10 protein-coding genes are annotated in these 13,291 nt (G+C 70.8%); all 10 read left to right on the top strand.

Annotated features, from left to right (window positions below):
- The 10 genes from P0D62_RS12480 to P0D62_RS12435 all read left to right on the top strand — a co-directional run bounded on the left by P0D62_RS12480 (position 1) and on the right by P0D62_RS12435 (position 13,291).
- A complete protein-coding gene (locus P0D62_RS12480) occupies positions 1–1,023 on the top strand; it encodes a CobW family GTP-binding protein (protein ID WP_275702886.1) in 1,023 nt (340 codons plus the stop codon).
- Between the two features lie 91 nt (positions 1,024–1,114).
- Positions 1,115–2,002, top strand: a complete 888-nt coding sequence (locus P0D62_RS12475; protein ID WP_275702885.1) for a fructose bisphosphate aldolase — start codon at positions 1,115–1,117, stop codon at positions 2,000–2,002.
- 117 nt (positions 2,003–2,119) lie between these two features.
- Positions 2,120–3,382, top strand: a complete 1,263-nt coding sequence (locus P0D62_RS12470) for an alpha-hydroxy acid oxidase (RefSeq protein ID WP_275702884.1) — start codon at positions 2,120–2,122, stop codon at positions 3,380–3,382.
- A gap of 181 nt (positions 3,383–3,563) precedes the next feature.
- Positions 3,564–4,319 carry an ATP-binding cassette domain-containing protein gene (locus tag P0D62_RS12465; protein WP_275702883.1) on the top strand — a complete coding sequence of 252 codons (756 nt, stop codon included), beginning with the start codon at positions 3,564–3,566 and terminating at the stop codon, positions 4,317–4,319.
- Entirely contained in the window at positions 4,316–5,149 is an 834-nt protein-coding gene (locus P0D62_RS12460) for an ABC transporter ATP-binding protein (RefSeq protein ID WP_275702882.1), read from the top strand. Before P0D62_RS12465 ends, P0D62_RS12460 begins: the two co-directional genes overlap by 4 nt.
- Positions 5,146–6,429: an MFS transporter gene (locus P0D62_RS12455; RefSeq protein WP_275702881.1), complete on the top strand. Its 1,284-nt coding sequence runs from the start codon at positions 5,146–5,148 to the stop codon at positions 6,427–6,429. The genes P0D62_RS12460 and P0D62_RS12455 overlap by 4 nt, the downstream gene beginning before the upstream one ends.
- A 60-nt stretch (positions 6,430–6,489) precedes the next feature.
- Positions 6,490–8,037, top strand: a complete 1,548-nt coding sequence (locus tag P0D62_RS12450) for an ABC transporter substrate-binding protein (RefSeq protein WP_275702880.1) — start codon at positions 6,490–6,492, stop codon at positions 8,035–8,037.
- The gene (locus P0D62_RS12445; RefSeq protein WP_275702879.1) at positions 8,034–9,839 is read left to right on the top strand and encodes an ABC transporter permease subunit; all 1,806 of its coding nucleotides are present in this window, start codon (positions 8,034–8,036) and stop codon (positions 9,837–9,839) included. The genes P0D62_RS12450 and P0D62_RS12445 overlap by 4 nt, the downstream gene beginning before the upstream one ends.
- A 55-nt stretch (positions 9,840–9,894) precedes the next feature.
- Complete coding sequence (locus P0D62_RS12440; protein WP_275702878.1) at positions 9,895–11,583, top strand: ABC transporter ATP-binding protein/permease; 1,689 nt, start codon at positions 9,895–9,897, stop codon at positions 11,581–11,583.
- Entirely contained in the window at positions 11,567–13,291 is a 1,725-nt protein-coding gene (locus tag P0D62_RS12435) for an amino acid ABC transporter ATP-binding/permease protein (protein ID WP_275702877.1), read from the top strand. The genes P0D62_RS12440 and P0D62_RS12435 overlap by 17 nt, the downstream gene beginning before the upstream one ends.

The raw sequence follows: 13,291 nt of genomic DNA, 5'->3' as shown, positions 1-13,291 counted from the left end.
GTGAATCGGGTGCCGGTCATCGCCGTCACCGGGTATCTCGGTGCCGGCAAGACCGCCCTGCTCAACCACCTGCTGCGCACTCCGGGCGCGCGGCTGGGGGTGATCGTCAACGACTTCGGTGAGCTCAACGTCGACGCGGCCCTCGTAGAGGGGCTCGTGGACGAGGTGGCATCGATCTCCGGTGGCTGTCTCTGTTGCCTGCCAGACTCCGGTGGGCTGGATGAGGCGCTCGAGAGGTTGTCTCATCCGCACCTGCGTCTCGACGCCATCCTGATCGAGGCCAGCGGCGCCGCCGATCCGCTGGCCTTGGCTCGGGTGATCCGCTTCAGTGGGGCGGAGCACGTGCGGCCGGGTGGCCTGATCGAGGTGATCGACGCCGTGCAGCACTTCCGCACCGTCGACGTGCATCCGACACCGCCCGCTCGCCATCGTGCGGCAACCCTCGTGGTGATCGGCAAGAGCGATCTCCTCCCCGAAGGAGATCGCGATCGCGTGCTGGCGCGGATCGAGCGGCGCGTGCGGGCGAGGAATCCCGACGTCCATCTGGTCGTCGCGAAGAACGGTCGTGTCGACCCGGACCTCCTGTTCGATGTTCTGGCAGAGGGTGAGGTGCAGGATCGGTTGCCCTTCGCGGAGGGGCTGCGCGACATGGATCCGGATCATGGCGAGCACCACCACGAGCATGCTGCAGCGGTATCGCGGGAGCTGGCTGGTCCGCTCTCCCCGTCGGCACTCCTCGACCTGCTGCAGAGCCCGCCCCCTGGGGTGTATCGAATGAAAGGCCGAGTTCGGGTGCGAGGGCCGCGGGGTGATCGGGGGTACCTGGCGAACCTCGTCGGTGGCTCGATCCATATCTCGCCGCTGCCTCAGCCCCCGTGTTTCGGCGAACTGGTGGCCGTCGGCATGTCTCTCGACGTGGCGCAGGTGGGGGCGCATCTCGACGAGGTGCTGCGCGCGCCTGCCGACCGGCCCGATGTGGCCGGGCTTCGGCGTCTCTTTCGTTACGTGAGGCTCAGTCGCTGAGCCGGGGTGCGAGAAAATAGTTAATTGAGAATCATTCTCGATTAGGCTAAGTTGGGTGGTACTCCGATCGTCCGAAGCAAGGAAGATACCCATGCCAGATCCTCAACAGTTCGCCCGATTCGAATCCGCGCGCGGGTTCATTGCCGCCCTCGATCAGAGCGGCGGCAGCACCCCCAAGGCGCTGCGCCAGTACGGCATCGACGACTCGCAGTACTCCAGCGAGGAGGAGATGTTCGATCTCATCCAGGAGGCGCGCGCCCGGATCATCACCAGCCCGGTGTTCACGAGCGACCGGATTCTCGCCGCGATCCTGTTCGAGGGCACCCTCGACAGGCAGATCGATGGTCGTCCTGTCGCCGAGTATCTCTGGTCGGTGAAGGGGACCCTGCCCTTGCTGAAGATCGACAAGGGCCTTGCCGATGAGCGGGGCGGCGTGCAGCTGATGCGCGACATCCCTGGCCTGGAGGAGACGCTCGCTCGTGCCGCGGCGCAGGGCGTCTTCGGCACCAAGGAGCGCTCCGTCATTCACGCCGCCAATCCTGAGGGGATCGCGCAGGTCGTCGATCAGCAGTTCGAGGTGGGTGCTCGTGTGCTGGCCGCCGGCCTGGTGCCGATCCTGGAGCCGGAGGTCAACATCGCGGCTCCCGACAAGCAGCAGGCAGAAGAGCTGCTGAAGGCGGCCCTGTTGCGCGGGCTGGATGGACTGGGCGACGAGAAGGTGGCCCTCAAGCTGAGCATCCCCACGGTGGACGGCTTCTACACCGATCTCATCGAGCATCCCAAGGTGGCTCGCGTCGTCGCTCTGTCCGGTGGCTACAGCCGCGACGAGGCCAATGAGCGTCTGGCTCGCAACCCGGGCCTCATCGCCAGCTTCAGTCGTGCGCTGCTCGACGGGTTGACGGCGCAGCAGTCGGCCGAAGAGTACGACCGCACCCTCGACGCCTCGATCGAGTCGATCTACCAGGCCTCGATCGCCTGATCGTCGCCATCCCCAGACGTGCCGTCTGGTCCGGGAAGGGCATTGCCCGGGCCAGGCGGCCACTTTTTACCCATATGCTTCTTGCGGACAGCCCACTTGCCCCAGGAAGGACACACGATGAAGCGTCAACTCCCGAACCTGGCGGAACTGCTTGAGCTCGTGCAGTTCAGAAAGCCCGAACTCAGCGCCAAGAAGCGTCGTCTCGACGCGGCCCTCACCATCTACGACCTGCGCACGATCGCGAAGCGCCGCACCCCCAAGGCCGCCTTCGACTACACCGACGGCTCGGCTGAGTACGAGCTGTCGCTCACCCGGGCGCGCCAGGCGTTCGAGGACATCGAGTTCCATCCCGACATCCTGCGCCCCGCGGCCAACGTCGACACCTCGACCGAGATCCTCGGCGGACGCAGCGCGTTGCCCTTCGGCATCGCCCCGACGGGGTTCACCCGTCTCATGCAGACCGAGGGCGAGATCGCCGGCGCGACCGCAGCCGGTGAAGCCGGCATTCCCTTCACCCTCTCGACGCTGGGCACCACCTCGATCGAGGACGTGAAGGCCGCGAATCCTCACGGCCGCAACTGGTTCCAGCTCTACGTGATGCGCCAGCGCGAGATCTCCTACGGCCTCGTCAAGCGTGCGGCGGAGGCGGGCTTCGACACCCTGATGTTCACCGTCGACACCCCGGTCGCCGGCGCCCGCCTGCGCGACAAGCGCAACGGTTTCTCGATCCCCCCGCAGCTCACGCTGGGCACGGTCATCAACGCGATTCCTCGCCCGTGGTGGTGGATCGATTTCCTCACCACCCCGACGCTCGAGTTCGCTTCGCTCTCCAGCACGGGTGGCACCGTCGGTGAGCTGCTCGATTCGGCGATGGACCCGACGATCAGCTACGACGACCTCAAGATCATTCGCGAGATGTGGCCCGGCAAGATCGTGATCAAGGGCGTGCAGAACGTCGCCGACTCGGTGCGCCTCGTCGACTACGGTGTGGACGGCATCGTGCTGTCGAACCATGGCGGTCGTCAGCTCGATCGGGCGCCGATTCCCTTCCGGCTGCTGCCCGAGGTGGTGCGAGAGGTGGGCAAGGACGCGACGATCATGGTCGACACCGGCATCATGAACGGCGCAGACATCGTCGCCTCGGTCGCCCTCGGCGCGAAGTTCACCCTGATCGGCCGGGCCTACCTCTACGGCCTCATGGCAGGCGGGCACGCGGGCGTCACCCGCACCATCGACATCCTCCGCTCGGAGATCGAGCGCACGATGAAGCTGCTCGGTGTGTCGTCTCTTGAGGAACTCGAGCCACGGCACGTCACCCAGCTCACCCGGCTGGTTCCGGTGGGCGAGGCGACGAGGCAGGCGGCCGTCCAGATCGGCTGAGTTGGCCACGGCCTCTCCGCCCGATTCTCCGGTCCGTCGAGTACGGCCACGTAGTCACCGAGGTTGCCGCTCCGTAAGTGGCCTGCCGGTGGCTCCGAGTGGACGCCTTTGCGCGCGGTAATGGTAACGATTATCATTTTTAGAGTCCGGTCGATGTGCCGGGCGAGAAAGTGATGGACTCATGACCGAAGCTCTCAGACTCGACGACCTCAAGGTGCGCGTCGGCGGCACCTCGCTGCTGCACGGCATCTCCCTGACCCTGTCCCGCGGGGAGAGCGTGGCTCTCCTCGGCCACTCGGGGTCGGGCAAGTCGCTGACCGCCGCGACGATCGCCGGCTCGCTCTCGCGGCTGCTCGACGCCACCGGCGACCTCACGATCGAGGGGGAGCGGGTCGATGTGATGTCGAGCCGGCGCCCGGCCGGCCGGATCGCCTGCGTGCAGCAGGACAGCGCGAGTGCGCTCAACCCATTGGTGCGGGTGGGCCGGCAGCTGGGGGTTCCGCTGAGCAACGCGGGACTGGCCCCGGTCGCGGCCCACGCGCGCGCCGTCGAGGTGCTGGACGCGTGCGGCATCGAGGAGCCGGAGCGCGTGCTGCGCTCCTACCCCGCCGAGCTGTCCGGCGGGCAGCGTCAGCGGGTCTGCATCGCGCTCGCCCTGCTGTGCGAGGCGAGCATTCTGGTGGCCGACGAGCCCACCACCGCGCTCGACGTGGTGAGCCAGGCCCAGGTGCTGGGCACCCTCTCGGCCGCTCAGGAACGGGCCGGCATGGCGCTGCTGTTCATCACCCACGACATCGCCGCGGCCTCCCAGATCTGCGACCGTGCGGTGGTGCTTCAGGGCGGCCGCGTGGTGGAGGAGGGCGACTTCGAGACGCTCATCACCGCCCCGCGACACCCGTACACGCGCGAGCTCGTCGACGCGGTGAGGGCCGCATGAGCGCGCCGGCCTACGCAGCCGACGCCGCACTCGAGGCGGCGGGGCTCACACACCACTACCGCCGGGTCAGCAGCTCTCCCTTCCGTCGGCCCGAGCACGTGCACGTGCTCACCGGGCTCGACATCCGGATCGGCACCGGCGAGGCGCTCGGCATCGTCGGGCGGTCGGGCTCGGGGAAGTCGACGCTGCTGCGCATCCTGCTCGGTCTGGAGCGCCCCGACTCGGGCGAGGTGCTGGTGGGCGACGAGCCGCTGCGCGGCCGCTCCACCCGGGGGCTCCGCCCGTTCCGGCGCCACGTGCAGTACATCCCGCAGGATCCCGCCACCAGCCTCGACCCACGGATGACCGTCGAGCAGCTCGTCGTGCATCCGATGCGACGCCTCGGCGTCCCCGGTGACCACCGCGCGCTCGCCCGGCAGGCGCTGGCCAGCGTGCACCTCGACGAGCACCTGATCGGACGACGCCCCGGCGAGCTATCCGGCGGGCAGGCGCAACGCGTGGCCATCGCACGGGCGCTCGCGACGGGGGCCCGGATCCTGCTGGCGGACGAGCCGGTGAGTGGCCTGGACCGCCCTCTGCGCGACGAGGTGCTGCAGCTGTTCGGCGACATCGTGCGCGAGCAGGGCGTCGGCGTGGGTTTCGTGAGTCACGACCTCGACGCCGTGCGACTGCTGTGCGGCAACTCGTGCGTGCTGGCGGACGGCCGGATCGTCGAGGAGGGCGTGACCTCTGAGTTGCTGACCAACCCCAAGCACGACGCGACCCGCGCGATCGTCAACTCCCGTCCCCGGCTGCGCGTCGTCGAGCCCGAGGCGGGATCGGCGGAGTGACCATCACCGCCTCCGACGCCACCGCGCCGGCGGATGCCCGCTCGGCGGCGCCCCGCGCGGGGGTGCTGCTCGGCACCCAGCTGCTGTTCAACGTGGGCTTCTTCGCGGTGGTGCCCTTCCTCGCGGGGATCCTGCGCAACGACTTCGCGCTCGCCGGCGCCACCGTCGGTCTCGTGCTGGGCCTGCGCACCGCGGCCCAGCAAGGCCTCTTCCTCTTCGGCGGGGCCTTGGCCGATCGGTTCGGCGCGCGGGCCCTGATCCTGATCGGATGCGCGGTCCGGGTGACGGGGTTCTCGCTGCTGGCCTGGTCCACCGCCGAGGTGCTCGCCCTCGGGCAGGGGCTGCGGCTGGCCGTCTTCGTCGCCGGCACCGTGCTCACCGGCATGGGCGGGGCGCTCTTCTCGCCCGCCGTCGAGGCGCTGGTGGCGCGCGCCGACGCGCGACGCCTGGATCTGGGCCGCAAGACCACGCTGTTCGCGCTGCTCGCCGTCTTCGGCGAGGCCGGCGCCGCGATCGGGCCGCTGGTGGGCGCGGCGCTGCTGGGCTGGGGCTTCGCCGCCGTGGCCGGATGCGGGGCGGCCCTGTTCGTCGTGATCGCGATCGCGCTCTCACTGCTGCTTCCTCGCGAGATTCCGGCGCGGGGCGCCCGGCGGCCGGTCTTCGTGAGCTTCGGCATGGTGCTGCGCAACCGTCGCTTCGTCGCGCTGGCCGTGCTGGCCTCGGTCAACCTGCTGGCCTACAACCAGCTCTACCTCGGCTACCCCGTCGAGCTGGAACGCGCCGGGGCGGACGACGGGGCGCTCGCGCTGGTCTTCGCCGTCGTCTCCGTGCTCACCATCGCCCTGCAGCTGCCCGTTGCCCGGTTCTCGCGCTGCTGGGGCGAGGCCCGAAGCCTGCGGCTGGGCTATCTGTTGCTGACGGCTGCCTTCGCGGTGCTCGCGGCCGCGGCACCTCGAGAGCCCGCTGAGGGCATCGCGGCTTTGGCCCCTGCCTTCGCCTCCACCGTGCTGCTGACGCTCGGCCACCTCATCCTCACTCCGTTGGTGCTGTCCCTCGTTCCGCGATTCGCAGACCGCGAGTGCTGGGGCGCCGCCTACGGCCTGCTGGCCACCTGCGGAGGGATCGCGGTGCTCGTCGGCAACACCGCCCTCGGCGGCCTCTACTCGCTCGCGGATGCGCCGGCTCCCTCGGCGGCCTGGGTGTGGCTCGTGCTCGCCGCGCTGCCGGTGATCTCCGCCTGGCTGGTGCCCCGCCTCGTTCCCGACTTCGCGACCGCGTAGCCCCCATCTCCCCCGAAACCCGACAACGAATCAGACATCGAACAAGAAAGCGACACAACCATGCGCAAGACCCCGTCCCCCCGGCGGATCATCACCCTGCTCGCCGTCGCCGGCCTGGCCCTGCCGCTCAGCGCCTGCTTCTCCGACACCACCCAGCCCGGCGCAAGTGCCTCCGGCACCGCGGGTGCGTCCGGCGACGCGAGGATCAGCATCGCCATGCTGCAGCCCCCGCGCAGCGGCCTCACCCCGCTGAGCGATGACGCCTTCAAGCTGTCGCGGTGGAGCATGGCGGAGACCCTCATCACCCTCGACGAGAACGGCGACGCCCAGCCCGGCCTGGCCACCGAGTGGAATCAGACCAGCCCCACCGAGTGGCGGTTCACCATTCGCGAGGGCGTGAAGTTCCACGACGGCACCGACTTCACCGCCGAGCGCGCCGCGGCGTCGCTGACCGCCGCCACCAAGGCCACGCCGCTGCCACGCATCCTGAACGGCGTCGGGATGGTGGTCAAGGCCGACGGCACCGACGTGATCGTGACCACCGAGAACCCCGATCCGCTGGTGCCACAGCGCCTCTCCAGCCCGCAGCTCGCGATGCTGGCCGAGGCCGCCTACGGGGCCGACGGCGTGGTCGACCCTGTAGGCCACGGCACTGGGCCGTTCGAGCTGGTGGCCGTCGATGGCACCGCCGGCGCGACGCTGAACCGCTACGACGGCTACTGGGGCGAGAAGGCCGCCTCCGCCGGGATCGACGTCAAGTTCGTTCCCGACGGCACCGCTCGCGCCGCCGCGCTGCGCACCGGCACCGCCCAGGTGGTGGAGGCGATCCCGGTCGGTCAGGTGGCGCAGATCGAGGAGAGCCTGGTGCACGAAGTGCCGATGCCGCGCACCAACACCCTCTACCTGAACACCGAGTCCGGGCCGTTCGCCGACCCGGCGGTGCGCGCTGCTGCGGCGGAGGCCATCGACCGAGCCACCGTCGTCGACACCGTCTACGAGGGTCGAGCCGACGTGGCCGCCGGCCTGCTGGGCCCGGCGCTGCCGTGGGCCGCCGACCTGCGCAGCGGCGCCGCCTACACCGAGGAGCTCGAGCACCACGCCACCGCGCCGGCCAAGGTGGACGGGGTGAAGATCACGCTGGGCACCTTCACCGATCGCGCCGAGCTGCCCGAGGTGGCCGTGCTCATCGCGCAGCAGCTGGAGAAGGCGGGCTTCGTCGTAGAGCAGGACGTGCGCGAGTACACCTACATCGAGGCGGATGCCCTGGAGGGCAAGTTCGATCTGTTCATCCTGTCGCGTGCCACGATCATCGACTCCGGCGACCCGGTGGCCTACCTGGCCAGCGACTTCTCCTGCGAGGGCACCTTCAACATCTCCCAGTTCTGCGACGAAGAGGTGGACGCCCTGATCCAGAAGGCGTCCGAGACGGAGGCCGGCCCGGAGCGCCGGGAGGCGATCATGATGGCCGAGGCCGCGATCCTCTCCCGCGACGCGGCCATCCCGATGCTGCACGAGCGCGTCATCCAGGGTGAGGCCGCCGGCGTCTCCGGCGTCGACCGCGATCCGCGCGAGCGCACGCTGATCACCTCGAAGAGCGTCGTGGAGTGAGTCCCGTGGGATCCCTGCGCGGTATGAGCGGCCCGCTGATCGTCGGCGCCTCGCGCGCGGCGGCCATCGCGGGCGTGGTGGTGCTCATCGGCATGCTGCCGTGGCTGTCCGGGCGCAGCCCCGAGTACACGGTGCTGCGGGCGCGCTATGCCGACCTCGAGGCGACGCCCGAGGCGCTGGCGCTGGTGCGCCAGGAACTCGGCTTCGACCGCGGGCCGTGGCTGATGTTCCTCGACTGGCTCGGCGGCCTGCTCCGGGGCGACGCCGGGGTGTCCTGGATCAACGGGAAGCCGGTGCTGCCGGGCATGATCGGGGCACTGGGGATCTCGCTCACCCTGATGCTGTTCGCCATCACCATGGCGCTCACCTTTGCCGTGCTGCTCGCTGCGCCCGCGCTGCGGGCCGGCCTGCGGGGCGTGCCGTCGCGAGGCTCGGGTGCCGCCGCGGTGGTGATGACGGCGCTGCCGGAATTCCTGCTGGCCTCCGTGCTGCTCGTCGTCGGCGCCGTGTGGCTGGGCTGGTTCCCGCCCTACGGGTGGAACGGGCCGCTGTACGCGGTGCTGCCCGGCCTGGCGCTCGGCATCCCCGCCGGTGGCCTGATGGGCCGGCTCATCGCCGACGCCATCACCGCCACCTTCGCGGAGAAGTGGATCGTCACCTGGCGGCTCGCGGGCTTCGGCAACCGCCGGATCGCGCTGGCCGTGATCCGGCGGGCCCTGCCGTCGATCCTCAGCCAGGTGGGCCTCGCGCTGATCGGGCTGACCGGCGGAGCGGTGGCCGTCGAGGAGGTGTTCGCCATTCCCGGGCTGGGACGGGCGACGCTGGGCTCGGCGGCGTCGCAGGACATCCCTGCGCTGCAGGCCGGCATCCTGTTGCTGCTCCTGCTGGCCGTGACGGTGGGCATCGTGGTGTCGGCCTTGCGGTGGGTGCTGCTGGGCCCGGCCTTGCGGCTGGGCAGCCTGCCGGTGCCTGCGCCGGAGGTGCGCTTCCGGCGGCGCGACCTGGTCGCTCCGATTCTGAGTGGAGCCGCGCTGGTCATCATCGTCGTCGCGGGCCTGTTCCGCGACCCGTACGCCGCGGTGCACGGCCGGCTGGCGCCCCCGAGCCTTGAGCTGCCGTTCGGCGCCGACGCCCTTGGACGCGACCTGTTGGGCCGCGTCGGCCACGGGGCGGTGACAACGCTGGGCGTGGCGGTGCTCGTCGTGCTCGTATGTCTGGTGATCGGGCTGATTCTCGGCTGCTTCCCGAGGGCTGTCACCGGTCCGCTGGAGGTGACCAACGCGGCCCCGCCGATCATCGCCGGCCTCATCGTCGCCGCCATCTCTGGTCCGTCGATCGAGGGCGCTGCCATCGCCGTGGCGCTGGTGAGCTGGGCGCCGCTCGCCGCGCACACCGCGGCGCTGGTGGTCGAGGCTCGGGCGCAACCCTACGTCTCGCTGCTTCCGGTGCTCGGCGTCGGCAGGGCACGCATCCTGTTCCAGCACGTGCTGCCGGCGGTGATCGGCCCGGTGTCGCGGCACGCGGTGCTGCGGCTCCCCGGCATCGCGCTGGCCTTGGCTGCTCTGGGTTTCCTCGGGCTCGGCCCGCATCAGCCCACCCCCGAATGGGGGCTGGTGCTGGGAGAGGGCATGGGCTACGTGGAGCGCGCGCCGTGGACGGTGCTCGCCCCCGCGGCGGCCCTGATCCTGGCCTCGGTGCTCGCGGTCTCCCTGGCCTCGCTCCCGGTGGGCGGTGCCTCGCGACGCGGACGCTCCGGCGCCGCAGCCAAGGCGCGTTCGGTGGCCCTGGAGAGCGTCGGATAGCCGGATAGCCGGTGGCCCCGTCCGGACTGTCTGGAGGCACGACTATGGTCGAGGCGTGAACTCCTCTTCCCGCGCCCCGTCGGCGCGCGCGCTCAGCCTGCCGGTGAGTGCGCGAGCCCGACGGGGCGTCGTGCTTCAGGTGCTGGGCGGCGTGATCGGATCGCAGATGCTGGCCTGGTTCCTGATCGTGCTGGCCGACCTGATCGCGGGGGAGCGGTGGCTGTGGTTCGGTGACGCGCGCGTGTGGGCGGCCGTCGCCTTGCTGATCGTCGCTGCGCTCGCCCAAGGGCTCGCCGCGCTGGTCGGCGATCGCAGCTCGACGCAGGAAAGCGCGCGGCTGCACCGGTTGGTGCTGAGCCATTGCTTCGACCTGGGCCCGGCGGAGTTCCGCGCTCAACAGACGGGGCGCACGGTGGCGCTGCTCACCGACGGCGTCGAACGCGTCGCGCAATACCGGGGTAGCTTCCTCGGTGGCGCGATCGGTGCGGTGGCCGGCCCGCTGCTGATCGTCGTCGCCATCGCCGTTGCGATCGACCCGCTGAGCGCGGCCGTGCTGGCGCTCTGCATCCCGTTCATCCCGCTCGCCATCGGCGGCTTCCAGCGTGCGTTCCGCAAGGTCTCGACGGCGTCACGGGCCGCCCGCGGCAAGCTCGCGGCCGACTTCCTGACGGCCATCCAGGGCCTGCCGACGCTGACGCTGCTGCGCGCCGCGCATCGGGCGGGCGATCGACTGGCCGCCACCGGAGAGGAGAACCGGCGGGCGACGATGGCTTTGCTGGCGCGCAATCAGGCCATCTTGTTCGTCACCGACCTGGTCTTCTCCCTCTTCATGGTGGGCGCGGCCGCCCTGCTCGCCTTCTGGCGGCTGGATGGCGGGGCGATCGATGCGGGCCGGGCGCTCGCGTTGGTGCTCCTGTCCACTCTGCTGGCCGCGCCCGTCGACAAGGTAGGCAGCTTCTTCTACATCGGTATGGCCGGGCGCGCCGTGCAACGCCAGTTGGCCGGCCTGCTGAGCCGGCCGGCGCCGGCTCCCGTGCCGGGCGCCCGGGTGGGCGCGGACGACGGGGTCGTCGTCGAGATCGAGGATCTGGCCTTCGGCTACAGCCCGGGGCGGCCGGTGCTCGACGGCGTGTCCATGCGGGTGCCGAAGAACTCCCGGGTCGCCGTGTTCGGGCGCTCGGGTTCGGGCAAGTCGACGCTGATCTCGCTGCTCGGCGGCGACCTGCTCCCGCGGCGCGGGCGCGTGATCGTCGGCGGGGTGCCGCTCGTTCCCGGCTCGCAGGACGAGGTGCGCGCCCGGTCGGCGGTGATGCGTCAGCACACCTGGCTGTTCTGCGGATCCCTCGCCGAGAACCTCCGGATCGGCCGGCCGGAGGCCTCCGACGAGGAACTGTGGCGGGCACTCGAACGGCTGGGCCTCGACGGCTGGGCTCGCCGGCTGCCCGAGGGGTTGAACACCCCGTTGGGGGAGCGGGGACTCGCCGTCTCCGGTGGCCAGGCGCAGCGCATCTCGCTGGCCCGCGCGATGCTGTCCGGGCGTGAGCTCCTGCTGTTGGACGAGCCCACTTCGCAGGTGGACCTCGAGTCCGAGCGGATCATCTGGGACACCCTCGACGAACTGGCCGCCGATCACACGATCGTGATGGCCAGTCACCGGGGCTCCGCCGCGGCGCACGCCGACCGGACGTTCCGCGTCGAGAATCGCCGGCTCGTCGAGGGGAGGGCCGATGGCACCGACGCGTGAGGCCGTGGGCTGGCTGCTACGGGTGACCAGGCCGGTGCTCAGCCCGCTGGGGCTCTCGGTGGTGTTCCGGCACGTCGAGCGGCTGGCCGGGCTGGGACTGCTGGCCGTGGGCGCCGGGGCGGTGACGCGGCTCGCCGCCGATGTCGGCGGTCTGTCGATGGTGGATCCCGGGTGGCTGCCTCGCACCGCTACCGGGCTCGTGATCCTGCTGGTGGTGCTCGCCCTGGTCAAGGGTGTCAGCCGCTACCTGGAGCAGTTCTTCGCCCACCTGGTGGCGTTCACGGCGCTCGAGCTGCTGCGCGTCGAGCTGTACCGGGCGCTGGTGCCGCAGGCGCCGATAGTGATGCACGCCTCCACCTCGGGCGACCTGATGGTGCGCGCCACCAAGGACGTCGACCGGATCGAGGTGTTCTTCGCGCACACCTTCCCGCCCGCGATCACGGCGGTCACCATCCCGCTGATCGGGGTTGGCGTCGTTGGGGCGGCCGTGTCCTCGCCGGTCGCGGGTCTGCTCGCCGTCGGGCTGCTTGTCAGCGGCCTGGCTGTTCCTTGGCTCGGGGCCTCCCGTTCGCTCGTTGCGGCCGGTCGTGCCGCCGAGCGACGAGGCCGGTTGGGCCAGCACCTCACCGACTCGCTGCAGGGCATGGCCGAGGTCACCGGCTACGGCCATGCGACGCGGCGGCTGGACGAGATGGCCGCGCTGGACGCGCAGATCGCCGCCGACGAGGCGCCCCGTGCCCGCATGCAGGCGGTCCGCGCGGGCCTGCAGACCGCCGTCATGGCAGGCACCACGCTGGCCGTCGCGCTTGCAGGGCTGGCGGCCGGGCTCGACATCGTGTCGCTCGCGGTGACGGTGGCCGCGGCGTGGAAGCTGTTCGACAGCACCGCTCCGGTGAGCGAGTTCATGGCCGGCCTGGACGCGTCGCTGGCCGCCGCGCGGCGCGTGCATCAGGCCGTGACCGCGCCGCCGGCCGTCAGCGACCCGAAAGATCCCCGCTCCTTGCCCGCAGGCCCATTGAGCGTGTCGTGGCAGGGCATCGGCTACCGCTATCCCGGCGCGGGCGTCGCCAGGGAGGCAGCCCTCGACGACGTCACCGTCGAGGTGCCTGCGGGCAGCCACTGCTGCCTGGTGGGCGTATCAGGCTCCGGCAAGTCCACGTTGATGAGCCTCGCGCTCCGCGTCGACGATCCATCCGACGGGGCGGTCCTCATCGGCGGGATGGATGCCCGCCGAGTGCGCCTGGATGAGCTTCGTTCCCGGCTGGCGCTGGTCAGCCAGCAGACTCATCTGATGCCCGGCACCATCGCCGAGAATCTGCGGCTCGCCGCCCCCCAGGCTGGCGAGGAACAGCTGTGGGAGGCACTGCGTATCGCTCACCTCGCTGACGAGGTCCGCGCGATGCCCGACGCGTTGGCCACCGTCGTCGGCGAGCACGGCCAGCGGCTCTCGGGAGGGCAACGGCAGCGGCTCGCCCTGGCGCGGGCGCTGCTCGGCCCCGCCGACGTGTTCCTCCTCGACGAGTTCACGGCCCACCTCGATCCGGCGCTCTCCGCTCGGGTGCGCTCCAGCCTCCGCGCCGCCCGACCCGGGGCCACCCTCATCGAATCCACCCACGATCTGGACCGGATCGCCGATGCCAACCAAGTGGTCGCCCTCGATCGTGGACGGATCGCCCCCGAACTGTTGGAGCGGCTACGCGGCCATTGA

The organism is Tessaracoccus caeni, from assembly GCF_029211185.1.
In the GTDB taxonomy this organism is placed as follows: Bacteria; Actinomycetota; Actinomycetes; order Propionibacteriales; family Propionibacteriaceae; genus Arachnia; species Arachnia caeni.
Note: the sequence above shows the minus strand (reverse complement) of the source record. Positions and strands in the feature narration are given on the sequence as shown.

Coding starts and splice junctions, on each gene's coding strand:
- P0D62_RS12475 (WP_275702885.1), top strand. CDS start 1,115: ATGCCAGATCCTCAACAGTTCGCCCGATTCGAATCCGCGCGCGGGTTC.
- P0D62_RS12470 (WP_275702884.1), top strand. CDS start 2,120: ATGAAGCGTCAACTCCCGAACCTGGCGGAACTGCTTGAGCTCGTGCAG.
- P0D62_RS12465 (WP_275702883.1), top strand. CDS start 3,564: ATGACCGAAGCTCTCAGACTCGACGACCTCAAGGTGCGCGTCGGCGGC.
- P0D62_RS12460 (WP_275702882.1), top strand. CDS start 4,316: ATGAGCGCGCCGGCCTACGCAGCCGACGCCGCACTCGAGGCGGCGGGG.
- P0D62_RS12450 (WP_275702880.1), top strand. CDS start 6,490: ATGCGCAAGACCCCGTCCCCCCGGCGGATCATCACCCTGCTCGCCGTC.
- P0D62_RS12435 (WP_275702877.1), top strand. CDS start 11,567: ATGGCACCGACGCGTGAGGCCGTGGGCTGGCTGCTACGGGTGACCAGG.